The sequence below is a fragment of the Microbacterium esteraromaticum genome (assembly GCF_016907315.1).
Classification (GTDB): Bacteria; Actinomycetota; Actinomycetes; order Actinomycetales; family Microbacteriaceae; genus Microbacterium; species Microbacterium esteraromaticum.
The window spans coordinates 2,444,346-2,462,717 of record NZ_JAFBBS010000001.1 but is presented as its reverse complement, the minus strand read 5'-3'; the positions used below and the strand labels follow the sequence as shown (position 1 = coordinate 2,462,717).

17 protein-coding genes are annotated in these 18,372 nt (G+C 68.6%); 8 read left to right on the top strand and 9 right to left on the bottom strand.

Annotated elements, in window-relative coordinates; genetic code table 11:
- The first annotated feature begins 2 nt into the window (after positions 1-2).
- Both JOE67_RS11765 and JOE67_RS11760 read left to right on the top strand, forming a co-directional pair.
- Entirely contained in the window at positions 3-1,019 is a 1,017-nt protein-coding gene (locus JOE67_RS11765) for a glycosyltransferase (RefSeq protein ID WP_204975741.1), read from the top strand.
- The gene (locus JOE67_RS11760; RefSeq protein WP_204975740.1) at positions 1,016-2,119 is read left to right on the top strand and encodes a glycosyltransferase; all 1,104 of its coding nucleotides are present in this window, start codon (positions 1,016-1,018) and stop codon (positions 2,117-2,119) included. Before JOE67_RS11765 ends, JOE67_RS11760 begins: the two co-directional genes overlap by 4 nt.
- An 82-nt stretch (positions 2,120-2,201) precedes the next feature.
- On the opposite strand, the gene JOE67_RS11755 is transcribed toward JOE67_RS11760, so the two are convergent.
- Positions 2,202-2,702, bottom strand: coding sequence for a hypothetical protein (locus JOE67_RS11755; RefSeq protein ID WP_204975739.1), 501 nt, complete (start codon positions 2,700-2,702; stop codon positions 2,202-2,204).
- Between the two features lie 146 nt (positions 2,703-2,848).
- Between JOE67_RS11755 and JOE67_RS11750 the strand changes: the two genes are divergently transcribed.
- Positions 2,849-4,660, top strand: coding sequence for an ABC transporter ATP-binding protein (locus JOE67_RS11750; RefSeq protein WP_204975738.1), 1,812 nt, complete (start codon positions 2,849-2,851; stop codon positions 4,658-4,660).
- A 6-nt stretch (positions 4,661-4,666) separates the two neighbouring features.
- Here the strand turns inward: JOE67_RS11750 and JOE67_RS11745 are convergent, their stop codons facing one another.
- From JOE67_RS11745 to JOE67_RS11735, 3 genes are read right to left on the bottom strand one after another with little or no spacing between them, the layout of a single operon-like run.
- Positions 4,667-5,506: an alpha-1,2-fucosyltransferase gene (locus tag JOE67_RS11745; protein WP_204975737.1), complete on the bottom strand. Its 840-nt coding sequence runs from the start codon at positions 5,504-5,506 to the stop codon at positions 4,667-4,669.
- Positions 5,503-6,402, bottom strand: coding sequence for a glycosyltransferase family protein (locus JOE67_RS11740; RefSeq protein WP_204975736.1), 900 nt, complete (start codon positions 6,400-6,402; stop codon positions 5,503-5,505). Before JOE67_RS11740 ends, JOE67_RS11745 begins: the two co-directional genes overlap by 4 nt.
- Positions 6,399-7,370 (bottom strand): glycosyltransferase family 2 protein, encoded by a 972-nt coding sequence (locus JOE67_RS11735; protein ID WP_204975735.1) that lies wholly within the window; start codon positions 7,368-7,370, stop codon positions 6,399-6,401. The genes JOE67_RS11740 and JOE67_RS11735 overlap by 4 nt, the downstream gene beginning before the upstream one ends.
- Positions 7,371-7,465: 95 nt before the next feature.
- On the opposite strand from JOE67_RS11735, the gene JOE67_RS11730 reads away from it, so the two are divergent.
- Positions 7,466-8,521: a glycosyltransferase family 4 protein gene (locus JOE67_RS11730; RefSeq protein WP_204975734.1), complete on the top strand. Its 1,056-nt coding sequence runs from the start codon at positions 7,466-7,468 to the stop codon at positions 8,519-8,521.
- Between the two features lie 25 nt (positions 8,522-8,546).
- Here JOE67_RS11730 and JOE67_RS11725 read toward each other — a convergent pair whose 3' ends face one another.
- From JOE67_RS11725 to JOE67_RS11715, 3 genes are read right to left on the bottom strand one after another with little or no spacing between them, the layout of a single operon-like run.
- Positions 8,547-9,728 carry a glycosyltransferase family 4 protein gene (locus tag JOE67_RS11725; protein ID WP_204975733.1) on the bottom strand — a complete coding sequence of 394 codons (1,182 nt, stop codon included), beginning with the start codon at positions 9,726-9,728 and terminating at the stop codon, positions 8,547-8,549.
- The gene (locus tag JOE67_RS11720) at positions 9,712-11,316 is read right to left on the bottom strand and encodes a tyrosine-protein kinase domain-containing protein (protein WP_204975732.1); all 1,605 of its coding nucleotides are present in this window, start codon (positions 11,314-11,316) and stop codon (positions 9,712-9,714) included. Before JOE67_RS11720 ends, JOE67_RS11725 begins: the two co-directional genes overlap by 17 nt.
- Positions 11,286-12,683 carry an O-antigen ligase family protein gene (locus tag JOE67_RS11715; RefSeq protein WP_204975731.1) on the bottom strand — a complete coding sequence of 466 codons (1,398 nt, stop codon included), beginning with the start codon at positions 12,681-12,683 and terminating at the stop codon, positions 11,286-11,288. Before JOE67_RS11715 ends, JOE67_RS11720 begins: the two co-directional genes overlap by 31 nt.
- A gap of 87 nt (positions 12,684-12,770) precedes the next feature.
- On the opposite strand from JOE67_RS11715, the gene JOE67_RS11710 reads away from it, so the two are divergent.
- The 4 genes from JOE67_RS11710 (at position 12,771) to JOE67_RS11695 (ending at position 16,355) form a co-directional block, all read left to right on the top strand.
- Entirely contained in the window at positions 12,771-13,841 is a 1,071-nt protein-coding gene (locus tag JOE67_RS11710) for an acyltransferase family protein (protein ID WP_204975730.1), read from the top strand.
- A gap of 110 nt (positions 13,842-13,951) precedes the next feature.
- Positions 13,952-14,416 carry a VanZ family protein gene (locus tag JOE67_RS11705; RefSeq protein WP_204975729.1) on the top strand — a complete coding sequence of 155 codons (465 nt, stop codon included), beginning with the start codon at positions 13,952-13,954 and terminating at the stop codon, positions 14,414-14,416.
- A gap of 331 nt (positions 14,417-14,747) precedes the next feature.
- On the top strand, positions 14,748-15,416 hold the full coding sequence (locus JOE67_RS11700; protein ID WP_204975728.1) for a helix-turn-helix transcriptional regulator: 669 nt from the start codon (positions 14,748-14,750) through the stop codon (positions 15,414-15,416).
- A 270-nt stretch (positions 15,417-15,686) separates the two neighbouring features.
- Positions 15,687-16,355 (top strand): helix-turn-helix transcriptional regulator, encoded by a 669-nt coding sequence (locus tag JOE67_RS11695; protein WP_204975727.1) that lies wholly within the window; start codon positions 15,687-15,689, stop codon positions 16,353-16,355.
- A 147-nt stretch (positions 16,356-16,502) separates the two neighbouring features.
- On the opposite strand, the gene glmM is transcribed toward JOE67_RS11695, so the two are convergent.
- Positions 16,503-17,867: a phosphoglucosamine mutase gene (glmM, locus tag JOE67_RS11690; protein WP_204975726.1), complete on the bottom strand. Its 1,365-nt coding sequence runs from the start codon at positions 17,865-17,867 to the stop codon at positions 16,503-16,505.
- Positions 17,868-17,884: 17 nt separating this feature from the next.
- Positions 17,885-18,370, bottom strand: a complete 486-nt coding sequence (gene rpsI, locus JOE67_RS11685; RefSeq protein ID WP_204975725.1) for a 30S ribosomal protein S9 — start codon at positions 18,368-18,370, stop codon at positions 17,885-17,887.
- Positions 18,371-18,372 lie beyond the last annotated feature (2 nt).

Below are 18,372 nucleotides of genomic sequence, written 5' to 3'. Positions count from 1 at the left end.
ATGTGACGGTCTCTGATCGGTTCGCGGGCGTGGAGCAGTTCATCCGCCGGCTGGCCGCGGTCCAAGCCGCCGACGGGCACGAGGTCTTCGTCGCGGGCGGCGACACCAGGCGGATGGCACTGCCGCTACGCGAAGCGGGAGTGAGCTTCGCTCCGGCCACGAGCGTGGGAGAGGCTCTCACAGCGATCCGGTCGTCCGATGTCGACGTGGTCAACTCGCACATGACGGCGGCCGACACGGCAGCGGCCATCGCGGGACTCGTCACGCGACGCGGCCCGGCGCTCGTCTCGACCCGCCACTTCGCGCTGCGGCGAGGGTCGCGAGGCCCGTCGATCGCCTACCGCGCCGTCGAGCGCATGCTCGATGCCGAGATCTCGATCAGCCGGGCCGTCGCCGAGTCGATCGGAGTGCCGTCGACCATCGTGCATCCCGGAGTCGATCCGGTCGAGGCGAGCGAGTCGGAGCGAGAGCGCACCGTGCTCATGGCGCAGCGTCTGCAGCCCGAGAAGGACACCGCCGTCGGCGTGCGCGCGTTCGCCGCCTCCGGCCTCGCCGCCGCGGACTGGCGGCTCGAGATCGCGGGCACCGGCCCGCAGGAGCGGTGGCTTCGTACCCTCGCTGACGATCTGGGGCTCGGCGATGCGGTCGTCTTCCGGGGCTTCCGGGACGATCTGCCGGACCTCATGCGCTCGGCGGGCATGCTGCTCGCGACGTCGCCTTTCGAGCACTTCGGTCTCACGGTACTCGAGGCGATGGCATCCGGCCTTCCGATCGTCGCCAGCGATGCCGGTGGCCACTCGGAGATGCTCCGCCCGCTCGCAGGCGCTGCGCTGTACGCTCCGGGCGACGCCGCCGACGCGGCCGCACTGCTCGCCGCACTGTCGGCCGATGCGCCCCGGCGCGCACGTCTGGGCGAGGCTCAGCGTCGACGCCAGCTCGAGTCGTTCACCTTGCGAGCGCAGGCGGATGCGACCGAGGGCGTGTACAGACGTGTGATCGCGCAGCGGGGTGCCCGATGACCGATCTCGTCGTCATGTCGCTGGAGCCGTGGGACGAGGTGTGGCGCCGCAACCAGTACCTCATCGCCGGACTGCTCGCTCAGGACCCGAGCCTGCGGGTGCTGTTCGTCGAACCGCCGGATGATCCGATCCACGCGCTGCGCCGACGCCGCATGCCGGGGTTCGGCCACGGCGTGCACCAGGTGGCGGATCGCCTGTGGACCCTTCGCCCGCTCAAGTCCCTGCCTCGAAGGCTCGCCCCTGGCGCCGACGAGCGGAGAGCCGGAAAGGTCATCGCGGCGGCCTCGAGGCTGACGATGCAGCGGCCGATCCTCTGGGTGAACGATCCGGCGTCGGCGATCGTGGCCCGCCTTTCGGGGTGGACTTCGCTGTACGACATGACCGACGACTGGCTCGAAGCCGACCGCCCCGAGGCCGAGCGGGCGCGCGTCGCCGACGGGGAGGCCTGGTTGACGCGCAACGCCGGCGCCGTCATGGCGTGCTCACCCGAGCTCATCCGCCGCAAGAGCGATCAGCGCGACGACATCGCGCTCGTCCGGAATGCCGTCGATCTGACTCGCTACCGCATGCCCACCGAGCGGCCGCGTGACCTTCCCGCCGGCCGCGTGGCGGTCTACGCAGGCACTCTGCACCGCGACCGCCTCGATGTCGACCTGTGCGTGCTCACCGCGAGGGCGCTCGGCGACGAGGCAACGCTGGTGCTCGTCGGGCCGAATGCCCTGCCCGCACAGGACTCGGCATCGCTGCTCGCCGCCGGGGTGGTGCTGCTGGGGGCGAAGTCGCGCGACGAGGTCCCTGCGTACCTGCAGCACGCGGATGCCCTTGTCGTGCCGCACGTCGTGACGGCGTTCACCGAGAGTCTCGACCCGCTCAAGCTCTACGAGTACCGGGCGGTGGGCCGCCCCGTTCTCTCGACGCCTGTCGCCGGGTTCCGGGACGATCAGGCGACGACCGTCGACACGGGCGAGCGCTTCGCTGAGGCGGTCGCGACAGCGGTGCGCACCTCGCTCCCCTTCCCTGCGGGAGCCGACGGCACGGCTGACGACTGGTCCGATCGGGTGCGCCAGGTCGCGCGGGTGCTGCACGGCCTTGCGCCCTGACGGCTGGCTACCGGGACAGACGCTCACTGAAAAGCAGAAGCCGCCGCCCGAAGGCGACGGCTTCTCGCAGGCTCTGCGTGTGTCAGACGGTGCAGTTGACGCACGGAGGCGTCACGTCGGTCGAGATCGCCGTCTCACCCGAACCGCTCTGCGGTCCGCCGTTCTCGGTCCACGTCCAGTACAGCGTGCCGTAGATCGACGACTGCTCGCTGTTGTCCTGGAGGTTGAGGTTCAGCACGACGCGCTGGCAATCGCCCGGATTGACGGTGAACGACGCGGGAATCGGGGTGAACGCTGTCACGTTGCCGTTGAACGTCAGCGTCGCCGGCGTGGTGATCGTCACCGTGATCGGCACGATGCTGTTGTTGCAGATGTTGAGCGGCTGAAGGTAGCCCTTCGAGTAGCCCGCGTCCTTGCAGGAATTGCCCGGCAGCTTACAGGCGTCGCCTGCCTCGCTGACGGTGACGATGGCCGACGCGGCAGCGAACGGCACGGTCGATGCGACGGCGACGGCCGGAACCGCCCACGCCATCGCCTTGGTCACGGTACGACGGCTGATGCCGGTCTGATCGTTCTCAGACATTGAGATGCCCCCAGTCGATTCGCTCAAGCCCCAGAGCGATTTGAAAGAAAATTGATGGCATCCTCCATGCCATCGCGATAATGCTAGCGTATTGTCTGCTTCGCGAACACCCCCGCTGAGAGCGAAAATCTGACGAAGGATTCCGGATGAGTGAGGCGCGCACCGCTCCCGGGATGATCCCGCAGCTGCTGACCATCCTGCGCGTGACGGGCGCCAAGCCCTCGCAGTGGGTGGCCGGCACCGTGATCGCGTCGATCACGCTCGCAGCACTCGACATGCTGGGCGTCGCAGCGATGGTCCCGCTGATGCAGCTGGTCACCACAGACGGCCCCCTCACGGGGGCGAACCGCGCCATCGCCGATCAGCTCGGCACACGTGATCTGCACGTGCTGATCCCCGTCGTCGCGGGAATCGTGGTGATCGCGTTCCTCGTCAAGAGCGCGGGTTCACTGCTGTTCCGGTGGTGGCTCCTCGGTCGCACGACGCGGGTCTCGGCGCTGGCGTCGGTCGAGCTCATGCGGCGCTACGTCATGGCTCCCTACAGCGCTCACCGGCAGCGCAGCCTGAGCACGATCTACCGCAACATCAACGATGCCTCGACGCAGTCCGCGAGCGTGCTCCTCGCCGGGCTGACCCTTTTCACAGACGTGCTCGTGCTGCTCGCGATCGTCGCGGTGCTGCTCGTGACGTCGCCCGGCGTGACCCTCTTCGCCGTCGCCCTGTTCGGTGTCCTCGTCTTCGGCGTGCAGCAGGTGCTTCGGCGTCGCCAGCTGCGCATCGGGGAGGTCCTGGCCGAGACGGGGCTGCAGGCGTGGCAGTCCCTCCTCCCCGGGCTGGACGGTTTTCGCGAGACCCGCCTCAGCGGCAGCGCCGAGCGCCTGATCGACAGCTTCCGCCGAGCACGTCTGGCCGGCGCGCATCAGAACCGCCTCATGGGCTTTCTCGGCGACATCCCGCGGTATCTGCTCGAGGTCAGCTTCATCACCGCCATCGCGGGTATCGCCATCCTGCTGATGGCGATCGGCGAGGCAGATCAGATCGTGTCCGTGCTCGGTCTGTTCGCGGCGGCATCGATGCGCGCACTGCCGACGCTCAACCGCCTGACCGCCAACGTCGCGACCATGCGCGCGGGTGCTGCCGGCCTGCAGATCTTCACGGAGGCGATCGGCGAGCTCAAGGCCGAGGGGATGCACGAGCCCGCACCCTCCAGCGAAGCCCGCTTCACGGGGGACATCGAGCTGCACGATGTCACGTTCCGCTACCCCGACGCCGACGTGCCTGTGCTCGAGCATCTGTCGCTGCGCATCCCGGCCGATGAGACGACGGCCTTCGTCGGTTCGAGCGGCGCGGGAAAGAGCACACTGCTGGACCTGGTTCTCGGTCTTCTCGACCCGACCGAGGGTGAGATCACCTGCGGTGGGCGGCGCATCGACGACGATCTCGCCACCTGGTACGCCGATCTCGGCGTCGTGCCGCAGGACGTCTTCCTGGTCAACGACACGGTCTCCGCGAACATCGCCTACGGAATCGCGCCCGACCGCTTCGACCGTGAGCGCATGGCCGAGGTCGTCTCGATCGCGCAGCTCGACTCCCTTGTCGCCGACCTGCCTGACGGCCTCGAGACCGTCGTCGGCGACCGCGGCGTGCGCCTATCGGGCGGACAGCGTCAGCGGCTCGGCCTCGCCAGGGCACTGTACCGCCGACCGCGCGTGCTGGTGCTCGACGAGGCGACGAGCGCACTCGACAACGCCACCGAGCACGAGATAGCGGCCACACTCGATCGTCTGCGCGGAACGATGACCGTGATCATCGTGGCTCACCGGCTCTCGACCGTGCGCGATGCCGACACCCTCATCTTCCTCGAGTCGGGGCGGGTCGCCACCCGAGGGACATTCGACGAGGTGCGTGCGACGAACCCCGAGTTCGCGCGTCTGGTCGAGCTGGGTCGACTCGATTAGATCCGCTCAGTGGAACCCGTCGAGCGCAACCCAACGAGGGTCGAGCTGATGGGCGTCGGACCCGTGGGCCATGCGCGCCATGAAGCGGGGCATCACGATCCGTGCCGACGGGTGCCTGCGGCCCGCCACGTACGCCCCCCAGTACGAGAACGTCGAGTTCGCGCCGATCAGCTGCTCGGCGCCGGCGATGGCCAGGAAGTTGGCGAGGGGGTCGGGGTCGGCGTACGCGACGTCTCCGATGCGGTCGGTCAGCATCCCGCCCAGATGGGCGCGGCACCACTCGGCGTCGTCCGAGACGACCAGCGCCGCGGTGGCATCGGGAAAGAGCGCGACGGCGGCCGTGACGTATCGGATCACGTCGAAACCGTGCTTGGGTTCGAACTCTGTGCCATAGAAGTCACCGCGCCGCACGTTGATCACCAGTCGCGCGTCGATGGCCGACGGGACGAGCAGGGGTGCGAGGGCGTCGTCGATGAAGGCGTGCAGCTGCTCGCGGGTGAAGTCGACGCCGTAGCGCTGATACAGCCACTCCGGCTCCCACTCACGGCGGTCCGAGAATCGCAGTTCGTCGGCCGTGACGCTGAGCTCACGCAGCCGGGGGAAGGCATCCCACCACTCCCCCATCCCGCGCGACTCGAGAACCCGGACCGGCCGCCCGAGAGCCGACCGGAGATGCGCCTGCAGCCACAGATAGAGGAGGTTGCCCAGCCGCATGCCGGCGTGCGGGGTGCGAAGCACGGTGCGCTCGCCCCGGCGCAGCAGATCGACGGCGTCCTGCGTATGCCGCACGGCCGCGTCGGCGGCGCGTCGCGCCACGCGCTTCGCGGGACGGATGATGCCGGTCATCGGCGGGTCGCCTCGCCGTCGCCGAACGGGACGGCGATCGGCTCGCCACCGGGGGGCTCGGGGATGCGGGAGAGGCGGTAGCAGCCGTCCTCCTTGCGCCGCAGCGGGGTGGTGAGCACAGTGAGCAGCGGATGCCGGGTGCGCCACAGCCAGCGTCGCAGCACGATCGGCGGTCGCATGAACGCGGTGTGACCCGACCAGTCGAACTTGCGGCGGATCACCTCAGGATCGCGCACCCAGGAGAAGTGCAGCACGGCGCTCTCGGGCGCGATCACCGCATCGACGCGCGCGTCGGCCGGATGCCAGGGATCGGTGTTCTGCGGGGCGAGATCGACGCGGAACAGCTCACCGCCGATCTGGCGCGCGTGCCGCAATGTCGTTCCGGCGCGAACCGCGAGCGGGCCGGGGTACGAGGCCGCGTGACGCCAGAGCCGATCAGTCACCTCGAGGTAGCGCCCGGGGGCCGTGCGGGTGTAGAGCCAGCGGGCGGGGTAGTCGAGCCCCGCGGCGCCGGCGGCATCGGCCCTGCGCAGCATCTCGATGAACAGCGCCGGATCGGCCATCACCTCGTCGGTGTCGAGCTGGATCACCCAATCAGCACCCTCCGAGGCGAGGTCCAGCGCCGTCTGGCGCTGGAATGTGTCGTTGTCGAGCGGCTCGTGATCGAGTCGCGCGAAATCGCCGGGGGCGTGCACGCACTTGCCGGCGACGTCGACCTCTTCGATGATGCGGAGGCACTGCTCGACAGGCAGGGGCGTGCCCGTCCACGAGGTCGCGGTGCGGTCGTACGACAGCACGATCCGGTCGACATGCGGGTAGTAGGCTTCCAGGCTCTCCCGCAGATAGCTCGGGTCTGCGACGAGCACGTAGGCGTGCAGCCGCAGCGGCCTGGTCACCGCCGCCACTCCCGTGAGGCGTCGGCGGCCCGATCATTCGGGCGGATGGATGCTGCGATGCCCGCCGCCGTGCCGAACAGGTCGGCGCCCGCACGCGCGAAACCGCCGACGACGCTGCGCGCCTTCGCGACGAGACCGTGCTTGTGCGCCACAGCGCCGACGCCAGCGCCGATCTCCGCCGCCATGCCGGCGGCCACCCGGCCGTAGTGGCGCACGAGGTGCGCATCGCCGCGGCCCAGCACGGTGGTGAGCAGCAGGATGTGGTTGCGCGCGCCGTAGAAGCGGTAGCGAAGATCGAACCTCTTGCCCTTGGCGTACTCCCCCGCCACGTGCAGCACGGCGGCCCGGGGCGCGAAGACGACCTTCCATCCGGCTGCCTTCACTCGCAGGGCGAGATCGGAGTCCTCACGAAGACAGGTGCCGGGGTAGTAGTCGTGGATGCCGCCGATGCTGCGCAGCGCCTCGGTGCGCACGGTCATGTTGGCGCCGAGCATGTGGTCGGTCTCGATCACGCGCCCGGGGTCGGCGCCGAAGTTCCCGGTCAGGGTGCCGTCAGGCAGCAGACGGCCGATGCGGTCCCACCCTTCCCGCTCTTCGCCCGGCCGGTCGTTGTCGGCGCGCCCGCCGACGGCTCCCACCGCCGGATCGTCGTATGCGGCGAGGATCTCGGCCAGCCACTGCGGTTCGGCGTAGGCATCGTCGTCGATGAACGCGATGACGTCTTCGGTCGCGCCCTGCACTCCGATGGCGCGCGACGTCGCGAGCAGTCCGACGCCGAGATCGTTCCGGCGGTACTCGACACCAGGGAAGCCGTCGACCACGCGGCGGGTCAGGTCGTCGGGCGACGCGTCGACGACTACGACGCGCTCGGGTTCGACGGTCTGCAGCCTGATGTGCTGGAGGCAGGTGCGGACGTGGTCGGGCCTGCGATACGTCGCGATGACGACCACGGCAGTGCGGTCAGGCATATGTCTCCCACTCCGACGAGCCTGGACTCGCCTGTCTCCCCGTGTCCACGATACTGATACCACAGCGGCAGAAGACACTCGATGGGGGCAGCCGGATGCACCGCCTGAGCATTGCGACGATCGCGACCGCCAACCCGATGGGCGCTCAGGCGTACGTGCGTCAGATCTCTGACCGGGCAGCGGATGCTCTGGCCGCGATCTCGCCGATTCCGTGGGCCGTGCGCGAGGTGGCGATCCGGTCGCTGCGCTCGCCCCTTCCCGGCGAGCGGCGCCTGCCGATCGGCAGGGTGGCGAAGGCGCCGGCAGCCGTGCGCCGGATGCTGGGGGCCGCTGTCTTCGCCGGCGACACTCTCACGCATCGCATGGCGCTGGAGCTGCCGCCTGGGCGACACGACGTGGTGACGCTGCACGACGTGGTCGCCTGGCGCTTTCCCGACGAGTCGGCTCCGGTTCCCGCCGCCGCAGAGGAGCTGCGTCGGGCTGCCGCAGTCATCTGCGTGTCGGAGTACACCGCGCAGGAGGCCGCGGATCTGCTGGGGGTTCGCGACCCGATCGTCGTGCACAACGGGGTCGACCCGCGCTACTTCGATCCGGCCCCGCTCGTCGTCGGTGATCGCGCTGCGCTGCGACTCGAGGGCCCCTACGTGCTTCACGCCGGCGGCGCGGCGCAGCGCAAGAATCTCGAGGGCCTCGCGGAGGCGTGGCCGACCGTGCATCACCGTCGCCCGAACCTCACCCTCGCATTGGCGGGGCCGGATCACCCCCGGCGGACGGCCCTGTTCGAGGGGATGCCGGGCGTTCGTATGCTCGGTCGCCTGCCGGACGAGGTCATGCCTGGCCTTGTGGCAGGTGCGAGCGCGGTGGTCGTGCCGTCGCTCGTCGAGGGCTTCGGGCTGCCGGTGCTCGAGGCGATGGCGGCGCGTGTGCCGGCGGTGGTGGCTGACACGAGCAGCCTGACCGAGGTGGCCGACGGGCACGCGATCATGGTCGGTGTCGACGGCGCGTCGATCGCGGCGGGCATCCTCGACGCGACAGACGACGGGGCGCAGCTCGACGGCCTGGTGCGCGGGGCCCGCGCGCATGCCGCCCAGTTCACGTGGGAGCGCAGCGCCGAGGGGCATGCCCGCGTGTGGCAGCGTCTCGGCGGCTGATCGACGCGCCCTCGGCGCGGCGGCATCACCGCAGTCGATCGTAGATGCGCTCATAGGCCTCGGCGGCGCGTGCCCAGGTGAAGGCGTCGACGTCTTCGTGGCCGGCGCGGGCGATCGTCACCCTCAGCTCATCGTCCGAGACGATGCGGATGAGCGCCGCAGCCAGCTCGTCGACGTCTGTCGGATCGACGAGCAGGCCGTTCTGCTCATGCCGCACGAAGTCGACGGCCCCGCCGCGCGAGGTCATGATCAGTGCGGTGCCCGCGCGCCACGCCTCGAGTGCCACGATCCCGAACGATTCGAACCGCGACGGCACGATCACGGCGAGCGCTCCGGCCATGCCTGTGGCGACCTGCTGCGGCGACTGCCTTCCGATCAGACGCACGCGCTCGTCGAGTCCGGCCTCATCGATCCGCCGCTGCAGGGCATCGCGCTCGGGTCCTTCGCCGCCGATGATGAGCGGAATGCGTGAGAGGCCCGATCGCGCGTAGGCGTCGATCAGCAGGTCGAAGCCCTTGGGCAGCCCGAGGCGCCCCACCGCGTACAGGTAGGGCTGATCCGAGACCGGGAGGGCATCCGGAACCACATCCAGATCGACGCCGTTCGCGACGATCTCGCCCGCCGAGTCGAGACCGTGATGCGCCTTCAGATCGTCGAGGGCGAACCGGCTCGGGGCGGTGACGGCGGCGGCAGCGGCGATAGCCGTGCGCAGCCGGGCGCGCAGCAGTGCGGAACGGGCATAGATGCCGTGGTCGTCACCCAGGGTCTCACCGTGCGAGCTGACGATGAGCGGGGTTCCGAAGCGACGATGCAGCCGCTCGGCGTAGATGCCGTTCGGGCCGAAGCACTGCACGTGCAGCACCTCGGGGGCGAAGCCGCGATGGGCCCGCGCCCACCGCATCCATGCCGGTGCGACGCGCAAGCCGAAGCGCAGCATGGCCGCAACGGACCGCGCGGGCAGCGGCGTCGGCAGGTAGCGCACGGTGATCTCGCTGCCGTCATGGGCGGCGAACGGCGCATCCGGACGCACGCCGCGGTCGACCGTCCACACCTCGACGGTGTGACCGCGTGCATGCAGCTGCCTCGCAATCTGGCCGACGTGCTCTTCGACGCCGCCGACGTGGGGCGCGAACGACGAGGCGATCAGCGCGACGCGGCGCGGCGACGCTTTCGCGTCACTGCCGTCGCCGTCACTTGTTCTTGGCATTGCGCGGTGCCCGGCGCGGCCGCACCTCGACGGTCGCGCCGCGCAGCAGCTCGTCGAAGTCCTCGGTTGCGGGCGACGCCGTCTCGGGGTTCTCGGAGATGCGGGTGTCATCGGCCTCGTGCGCGGTGGGCTCCGGCGTCACGGGATCCACGGGGCGCGGGGTGGCGGCGGACGCCGCTGCCGCCTGCTTCGCCCGCCGGGCGCGTCGCCTCGATTCCTTTGCGGGCGTGTACTCGTAGGTGTACACCGACGACTCGGCACCGGTCAGCGGCGCTCGGTTCAGCACGACGCCCAGCACCCGGCCGTGCACCTTGTTCAGCGCTTCCTTCGCCTTCTCGACGAGGTCGTAGGTGGTCTTGCCCACCGAGATGACGAGCAGAACCCCGTCGGCCTGATGCGCCAGCACTGCGCCGTCGGTCACCGCGAGCAGCGGCGGGGCGTCGACGATCACCGTCGCATGTTCCGCGAGCTCGTCGAGCACCGACTTCATGCGCGCCGAACCGAGCACCTCGCTCGGGTTGGGCGGAATCGTGCCCGCCGTGAGCACGGCCAGGCTCTGCGCATGCGGGGTGGACTGCAGCACATCGCCCAGCGCCACGCGACCGGCGAGCACATCGGTGAGGCCGGCTGGAGCCTCGACCCCCGTGGTGCTCGCGACCGTCGGCCGGCGCAGGTCGCCGTCGACCAGCACCACGGGGGCGCCGTTGGCGGCGAGGGTGGCGGCGAGGTTCGCTGCGACCGTTGACTTGCCTTCGCCGGGTACCGCGCTGCTGACGACGATGATGCGGGGCGGGTTGTCGACGTCCATGAACTGCAGGTTCGTTCGTATCACGCGCAGCGCTTCACGCATCGCGTAACTCGACTTCGTGCCGGTCTGGTCCTCTGTCAGCAGGCGGTGGCCGCCCTGCACCTCCTCAGCAGCCGGCAGGGTGCCCACGACCGAGCTGCCGAGACGCTGCTCGACGTTGTCAGTGGAGCGCACGCGCCGGTCGGAGACTGCACGAACGAGCGCGAAGGCGATGCCCATGCCGAGACCGAGCACGCCTCCGACGAGCAGAGCCATCCGCTTGTCGGGGAACGAGGGTGCCGAGGGCAGTGCCGACGATTCGGCGAGCTCGACCGTGAACGGGGCGGAGTTCACGGCGCCCGTGCCCTCGCGCTCCTCGATCGTCTCGGTGAGACCGTTGACCCACGCCTCGGCGAGATCGCGCGCGGCCTCGGGGGTGGATGCAGCCGCGGTCACCTTCAGGATCGGCGTGCCGGGAGGGTTGTCGACGGTGACACGCTGCACGAGGCTCTCGGGCTTGTCGGGGAGGTTGAGCGTCTCGGCCGCCTTCTCGGCGACGCTGCGCCAGCTCGCCATCTCGAGATACGTCGGCACCTTGGCATTCGACAGCGTCTCGTTGGCACCCGGCGTGATCACCTCGCCTGGCGCCGTGCGCACCCTCACGACGCCGCTGGCATCTGCGTGATACACCGGCGTCTGAATCGCCGACCAGCCGTAGCTCGCCGCGAGTCCCAGAACGGTCAGCAGGACGATTCCGAGCCAGTGCCGCCTCAGCGCGTTCGCGTAGTCACGGAGTTCCATGCCACCCCCAGTTTTCCCTCGTGATCGATATTAGAAGGTACGCGTTCCGCACCCGATTGCGTCTGCGAGTTCTGCCAGTGCACCTGCGCACCCAGGCAGAGGCCTGCGATGAGGAACGGCACCGACACCTGGGAGGCCACCCAGAACAGGTCGAACTGCGCGGCGACGATGCGCGAGATCACGGCGGCGAAAGCCAACGCGCCGAACGCGCTGCTGCTCGTCCAGAACTTCCAGAGCGCGACGGCGAAGCCGACCCACATGACGGCGAACGCCGCCAGGCCGATCAGGCCGGCAGATGCGAGCACCTCGAGCTCGGCCTGCGGCGGCTGGAAGTTCGCCGTCGGGTGCACGTACCAGTAGCGCAGTCCGTGGCCGACGAACGGCGAATGCTTCCAGAGCGCGTAGACCTCACGGAACCACTCCAGCCGCTGGTACGTCGAGTTGAACTTGTTCTGCGACTCGACCTGCTCGATCACGCTCTGCACGATGAGCACCGCACCGGGCACCGCGAGCACAGCCACGAGCAGCTTGTGCCTGCTCGCGCCGGAGCGCACGACGTACAGCAGCAGGACGACGATGAGGCCTATGACCGCCTGGCGCGACTGGGTGAGCGCGAGCGCGACGAGGAACAGCCACATCGACGGCACCGTGAGACGCCGCGACAGGTTCGCCGCCGGCGGTCTGATGAACACGATCAGCACGGCTGTCGCGAGTGCGAAGCCTGCGAAGTTCTTGTGCATGCTCCACGGCCAGCGCGGGTAGATCGCCTGCACTCCCTCGGTCACGAAGACGACGACGGCCGTCGCGATGGTGCCGAGCGCGATCACGGTCGCGGCCCCGATCATCAGCAGCAGCGCGGTGCGCAGCATCCCTGCGCGACCGATGCCCCACCCGAGCACCAGCGCTCCGCCGATGAGAAGCCACGCGTGGAACCACTCGACGACGTTCTGGGGGTACGGGTTGACGATGACGGTGAAGAGGGTGGCGAACTGGTACAGGGCGTTGAACCAGAGCATGGCGCGCAGCGTCGGGTGGAAGTCGCGCTGCGAGAGCAGCACCACGGTGAAGAATCCGATCGCGATGGCGAGGTCCGAGACCGTGAGGTCGGCGCCGCCGAAGCCGACACGCGCTGTGACGAATGCTCCCGGCACGGCCAGCAGAGGAAGCACCATCGGATGCCTGGGCGTGATCACCACACCGATCACGATCACGGCGAGGGCGATGGCACTGGCGATGCCGTCGTCCAGCGCGCGCTCGAGCAGGAAGTAGATGGCCAGCACAGTCGCGACGGCGAAGAGCATCCACCGCCAGAGGTTCGCCCAGAAGTCGGCGAGAAGAGTGCGGACTGAGGCACGGCTGAGCGTCATCGCCCCTCCTTCCCCCACCCGGTATCTCAGTATCGCACCCGGGGTGCCCTCGCGCAGGTGCTCGCGGCTAGGCTGAGCGCGATCGCCATGCATGAGCCCCCGACAGTGGCCGAGCGTACGCCCGCGACAGCCGGTTACGTGCCCTCGCTCGACGGCGTGCGCGCGATCGCGGTGATCGCCGTCTTCCTCTTGCATCTGGCGGCCGCGTACTTCCCCGGTGGGGCCGTCGGCGTCGATCTGTTCTTCGTGCTGTCCGCCTTCCTGATCACCGGCCTGCTGCTGGCGGAGTACGCGGGCACTGGTCGGGTGCGCTTCGGGGCGTTCTACCTGCGGCGAGCCTTCCGTCTGCTGCCGGCGCTGCTGCTGTGGCTGCCGATCGCCTCCCTCACTGCAGTTCTGGGCGGCGAGGGCGAGAAGGTTCCGTGGAGCGTCGCCGGGGCGCTGTTCTACTTCAACGACTTCCAGCAGGCGTGGACCGACCGGGTCGCTACGGCGTTCAACCAGTCGTGGTCGCTGAGCGTCGAAGAGCAGTTCTACTTCGTCTGGCCCCCGCTGCTGGTGCTCGTGCTGCTGCGTGCATCGCTGCGCACCCAACGATGGTTTCTGCACGTCTCGGTGCTCGTGGCGGCGATCGTGCCGTTCACCGGGCCGAACTACTTCCTCCCCACCGGGCATCTGCTGCCTCTGGTGATCGGATGCTGGGCCGCGGAGCAGCGCGCTCGTGGTCTGACCCCGTGGGTGCGGCGTCTGATCGAACAGCGCTGGGTGTCATTCGCCGCGTGCGCCGTGTTCGTCTTCGCCGCCATGACCGACGTTCCGGCCCTGCGGCCGGCGACTTTCATCGCGGCGTCGGTGGCGACGGCCGCGCTGCTGCTGCAGCTCACCGTCGGTCCGCCGACGGTGGTCTCGCGGATGCTCGGATCGCGGGTCCCCGTGTGGATCGGCGCTCGGTCGTACGGGGTGTATCTCTATGGCCTCACCCTGATGGGACTGGTGCCACTGCTGTGGCCGGGAATCGAGTTGAAGCTCGCGGCGCCGATCGACATCGTGCTCACGGCCGCGGTCGTCGCGCTGTCGTACCGGTTCGTGGAGTCCCCGATCAGGCGATGGGGCCGCACGTGGCTGGCGCAGCGACGCCGGAAGGGGTCAGCGCGGTAGCACGGTCCTCGATCGGTTCTCCCCGGCGTCGGCGGGGGCCATGACGGGTGGCGACACCTCATGGGGCTGGAGGCCTCAGGAGCCGTCGTCGTCACTGCGACAATGGCCTGATGTCCAGGCCGGCTCGTGAGCAGCGCCCCGCGCGGCGGTCGCTGCTTGTCGCCCTCCTCGGCGCCTGTCTGATCGGCGGGCTCGCGATCGTGTTGCTGCCGATCGGATGGATGCTCAACCGCTTCGTCGTCTGGCTCTACTACGCGGGGCGCAGCATGGGCATCCCCCCGTTCGTGACGATCGAGACCTACGACGTCGCTCTCAACCTGCTGCTCTTCGCGCTGCCGGTCGCACTGGCCGCGACACTCTGGCCACGGGTGCGCTGGTGGCTGTGGGCGCTGATCGCACTGACCCTGTCGACCACGGTCGAGCTGGTGCAGTTCGCGGCGCTGCCCCGGGATGCCTCAGCCGCCGATGTGCTCGTGAATACGATCGGCGCGGTGGTAGGCGCGGGTGCGGTTGCGCTGATGAGGACGACGCGTCGGCGAACCGCCGAGAGCCGGCTTCGACCGCCGAAGGGGTGACCGGCGAGAACCCGCTCATCGGCGAGGAGAAGAAGCTCAGCGCTTCTATTTTCCGCCAGCTCGTAGACCGGAATGCGCCATCTGCGTCGAGCTGCGTGATGACTCGAATCGGCGCCCATCTCTATATGTAGGCGACGAGAGTGCCAGCAATCGGGGGATTGCGCTGTGGTCACGTCGCCCCGCGAGCCGTACCGGGGAGTACCGGCTGCGCGAAAAGACGGCAGGGCCTCCCTCCCTCTGGAGGTCCTGCCGTCGAAACCACAGACACGACAACTGAGAAGACGGACTGCGATGCCGAATCGCACGAACTGAGACTGACGGGAAATCTTCAATGCATGCGAAATCTGCGTATCGGCGCACGTGGCGCCGGGCCGCCGTCGTCGAGCCGCATGTGCTGCAGCGGCTGCGCACGGTCGAGATCCTCGAAGAGGTGGCCGGCATCTCCATCGTCCACAGCAGCGGGTCCATCGCCGCGCTGATGGAGTGGCTGCGCACCGAGCCGCGCTCGCAATGGCCGCACCTGCTCGTGGTCGAGGCACTCCCGTTCGACGACGCGCAGCAGACACGCAAGACCCTCACCTCGCTGCGCCAAGCGGGCATCAAGGTCATGGTCGTCTCGTCGATGAGCCCGAAGGCCGCCGCTCGCACGCTTCTCGAATTCGACCTCGATGGTCTCATCACCAAAGAAGACGACGAGTCCACCTTGCTCGACTGCGTCGACGAGGTGCTCGCCGGCGATGAGTATGTCTCCGCGCTCGCGCGGAATGCCGCCGCACCGGATCCACGAACTCCCGATCTCTCACCACAGGAATCGAAGGTGCTCGACCTCTATGTGCACGGTCAGACGATCGCCGCCGTCGCCAGCGCGATCGGCACGAAGGAAGACACGGCGCGCAAGTACCTGGCGCGCGTGAAGCGCAAGTACATCGAGCGGGGACGAGTAGCGCATTCAAAGCTCGACCTCGCCCGACTCGCCCGCGAAGACGGACTGCTTCTCTGAAGCCCTAGGCCCCGGTGATGCCTGCTGTCACCCCCAGTGACAGCAGACGCCATCGGCTCTGCCGACCCGGGGGGGGAATCGGCAGACAAAACAATGAAGGCGGGCTGCTCCCAGGCAGCCCGCCTTCACATATGCGACGATCACACCCGGAATCCTGGGGTTCACCTACTTGCGACAATGCATGCGCCAATCTCGGCCAATCTTCGGCCGTGCGCGTGCTGCCTTGGGAGACTTCCCTCGGGTGTCTCCTGAGTGATGGGAAGATCGTCAATGCGTGTGAAGCCTGCGTATCGGCGCACGTGGCGCCGGGCCGCCGTCGTCGAGCCGCATGTGCTGCAGCGGCTGCGCACGGTCGAGATCCTCGAAGAGGTGGCCGGCATCTCCATCGTCCACACCAGCGGGTCCATCGCCGCGCTGATGGAGTGGCTGCGCACCGAGCCGCGCTCGCAATGGCCGCACCTGCTCGTGGTCGAGGCACTCCCGTTCGACGACGCGCAGCAGACACGCAAGACCCTCACCTCGCTGCGCCAAGCGGGCATCAAGGTCATGGTCATCTCGTCGATGAGCCCGAAGGCCGCCGCTCGCACGCTTCTCGAATTCGACCTCGATGGTCTCATCACCAAAGAAGACGACGAGTCCACCTTGCTCGACTGCGTCGACGAGGTGCTCGCCGGCGAAGAGCATGTCTCCGCGCTCGCGCGGAATGCCGCCGCACCCGATCCACGAACTCCCGATCTCTCACCACAGGAATCGAAGGTCTTCGACCTCTACGTGCGAGGAAAATCCATCTCTGCCGTCGCCCTTGAGATCGGCACGAAGGAAGACACCGCCCGCAAGTACCTGGCACGTGTGAAACGCAAGTACATCCAGCTCGGACGAGTAGCGCATTCCAAACTGGACCTCGCCCGACTCGCCCGCGAAGACGGGGTGCTCCTCTGACCCACCCTGACCCGATGGCTGAGCTCTCACCCCCAGTGACAGCAGCCGCCATCGGCTCTGCCGTCCCGGGGGGGGGGGGGGAATCGGCAGGCAAAACAATGAAGGCGGGCTGCTCCCAGGCAGCCCGCCTTCACCTATGCACGCGCCTCACAGAGCGAGGTGTGTGCGCACGGCCTCCGCAAGCGACGCCGCATGGGCATTAGCGGTCTCGGCGTCCGACGCCTCGACCATCACGCGGACGAGTGGCTCGGTGCCCGACTTGCGCAGCAGCACGCGGCCCGACGAGCCCAGTTCGTTCTCGACGGCCTTTACGGCCTCCTGCACACCGTGGTGATCGGAGACGGCGTCCTTGTCGACGCCCTTCACGTTGATCATCACCTGCGGGTAGACCGTCATGATCGAGGCGAGCTCCGCGATCGACTTCTTCTGGCGCGCCATCTCGGCGACCAAGTGGAGTCCGGTGAGCAAGCCGTCGCCGGTGGTGGCGAAGTCGCTCATGATCACATGACCCGACTGCTCGCCGCCGAGCGAATAGCCGCCGGCGTTCATGTCTTCGAGCACATAGCGGTCGCCGACTGCCGTCTGGCGCACGGCGATGCCCTGCTCGCGCATGGCGATGTGCAACCCGAGATTGCTCATGACCGTGGCGACGAGGGTGTCATCGACCAGCGTGCCGCGGCTCTTCATCGCGACCGCGAGGATCGCCATGATCTGGTCACCGTCGATGATGTTGCCGTCGGCGTCGACCGCAAGGCAGCGGTCGGCGTCGCCGTCATGGGCGATGCCCACGTCGGCCCCGACTCGGATCACCTCGGCCGCGAGCTTGTCGAGGTGAGTCGAACCCACACCATCATTGATGTTCAGGCCGTCGGGATCGGCGCCGATGACGCTGACCTTGGCGCCCGCTGCGCGGAAGACCTCGGGCGATGCGCCGGAAGCTGCGCCGTTCGCGCAGTCGAGCACGACGTGAATGCCGTCGAGGCGATGCGGCAGCGAGGCCAGGAGGTGCATGATGTAGCGGTCCTCAGCATCTGAGAACCGGATGACGCGACCGACCTCGGCACCAGTGGGCTGCAACTTGACGCCCGATTCGATGTGCTCTTCGATGCGCTGCTCGACGAGGTCGGGCAGCTTGACTCCGCCACGGGCGAAGATCTTGATGCCGTTGTCGGGAGCAGCATTGTGCGAAGCCGAGATCATGACGCCGAAGTCGGCGTCGATGTCGGAGATGAGGAAGGCCGCCGCCGGCGTGGGCAGGGTTCCCGCATCCAGCACATCCACGCCGGACGACGCCAGACCGGCTTCGACTGCGGCGCTGAGGAAGTGGCCCGAGATGCGCGGGTCACGCGCGACGACAGCGGTGAGCCGCTTGCCGGCAGCGCGACGCGCATCGGCAATACGGCCCTGGCCCAGGACGACAGCAGTCGCCTGGGCCAGGTGGAGCGCAAGTTCGGCGGTGAGGAGCTGGCCATTGGCCAGCCCCCGCACGCCGTCCGTTCCGAACAGTGCCATAGAGGGAACTGTAGGGATCAGCGCTTCGAGTACTGAGGAGCCTTGCGGGCCTTCTTGAGACCAGCCTTCTTGCGCTCGATGACGCGGGCGTCGCGCGAGAGGAAGCCGGCCTTCTTGAGGGTCGGACGGTTGTTCTCGGCGTCGATGTTGTTCAGTGCACGGGCGATGCCGAGGCGGAGAGCGCCGGCCTGACCCGAGTCGCCGCCACCCGAGATGCGAGCGATGACGTCGTACGCACCCTGCAGGTTCAGAACCGTGAAGGGGTCGTTGATCAGCTGCTGGTGCAGCTTGTTCGGGAAGTAGTCCTCGAGCGTGCGGCCGTTGACGGTGATGGTGCCCGAGCCGGGAACCAGACGCACGCGGGCGATGGCCTGCTTGCGACGGCCGACTGCGGCGCCGGGAACGGAGAGCACGGGGCGGGGAGCCGACTCCTGAACCTCGGCCTCAGGGCTCGAGGTCGAGAAGTTCTGCGGGAATTCGGTGGTGTCCTGGATTTCAGCCACGA

Coding starts and splice junctions, on each gene's coding strand:
- JOE67_RS11760 (WP_204975740.1), top strand. CDS start 1,016: ATGACCGATCTCGTCGTCATGTCGCTGGAGCCGTGGGACGAGGTGTGG.
- JOE67_RS11755 (WP_204975739.1), bottom strand. CDS start 2,702: ATGTCTGAGAACGATCAGACCGGCATCAGCCGTCGTACCGTGACCAAG.
- JOE67_RS11750 (WP_204975738.1), top strand. CDS start 2,849: ATGAGTGAGGCGCGCACCGCTCCCGGGATGATCCCGCAGCTGCTGACC.
- JOE67_RS11745 (WP_204975737.1), bottom strand. CDS start 5,506: ATGACCGGCATCATCCGTCCCGCGAAGCGCGTGGCGCGACGCGCCGCC.
- JOE67_RS11735 (WP_204975735.1), bottom strand. CDS start 7,370: ATGCCTGACCGCACTGCCGTGGTCGTCATCGCGACGTATCGCAGGCCC.
- JOE67_RS11730 (WP_204975734.1), top strand. CDS start 7,466: ATGCACCGCCTGAGCATTGCGACGATCGCGACCGCCAACCCGATGGGC.
- JOE67_RS11725 (WP_204975733.1), bottom strand. CDS start 9,728: ATGCCAAGAACAAGTGACGGCGACGGCAGTGACGCGAAAGCGTCGCCG.
- JOE67_RS11720 (WP_204975732.1), bottom strand. CDS start 11,316: ATGGAACTCCGTGACTACGCGAACGCGCTGAGGCGGCACTGGCTCGGA.
- JOE67_RS11715 (WP_204975731.1), bottom strand. CDS start 12,683: ATGACGCTCAGCCGTGCCTCAGTCCGCACTCTTCTCGCCGACTTCTGG.
- JOE67_RS11710 (WP_204975730.1), top strand. CDS start 12,771: ATGCATGAGCCCCCGACAGTGGCCGAGCGTACGCCCGCGACAGCCGGT.
- JOE67_RS11705 (WP_204975729.1), top strand. CDS start 13,952: ATGTCCAGGCCGGCTCGTGAGCAGCGCCCCGCGCGGCGGTCGCTGCTT.
- JOE67_RS11700 (WP_204975728.1), top strand. CDS start 14,748: ATGCATGCGAAATCTGCGTATCGGCGCACGTGGCGCCGGGCCGCCGTC.
- JOE67_RS11695 (WP_204975727.1), top strand. CDS start 15,687: ATGCGTGTGAAGCCTGCGTATCGGCGCACGTGGCGCCGGGCCGCCGTC.
- glmM (WP_204975726.1), bottom strand. CDS start 17,867: ATGGCACTGTTCGGAACGGACGGCGTGCGGGGGCTGGCCAATGGCCAG.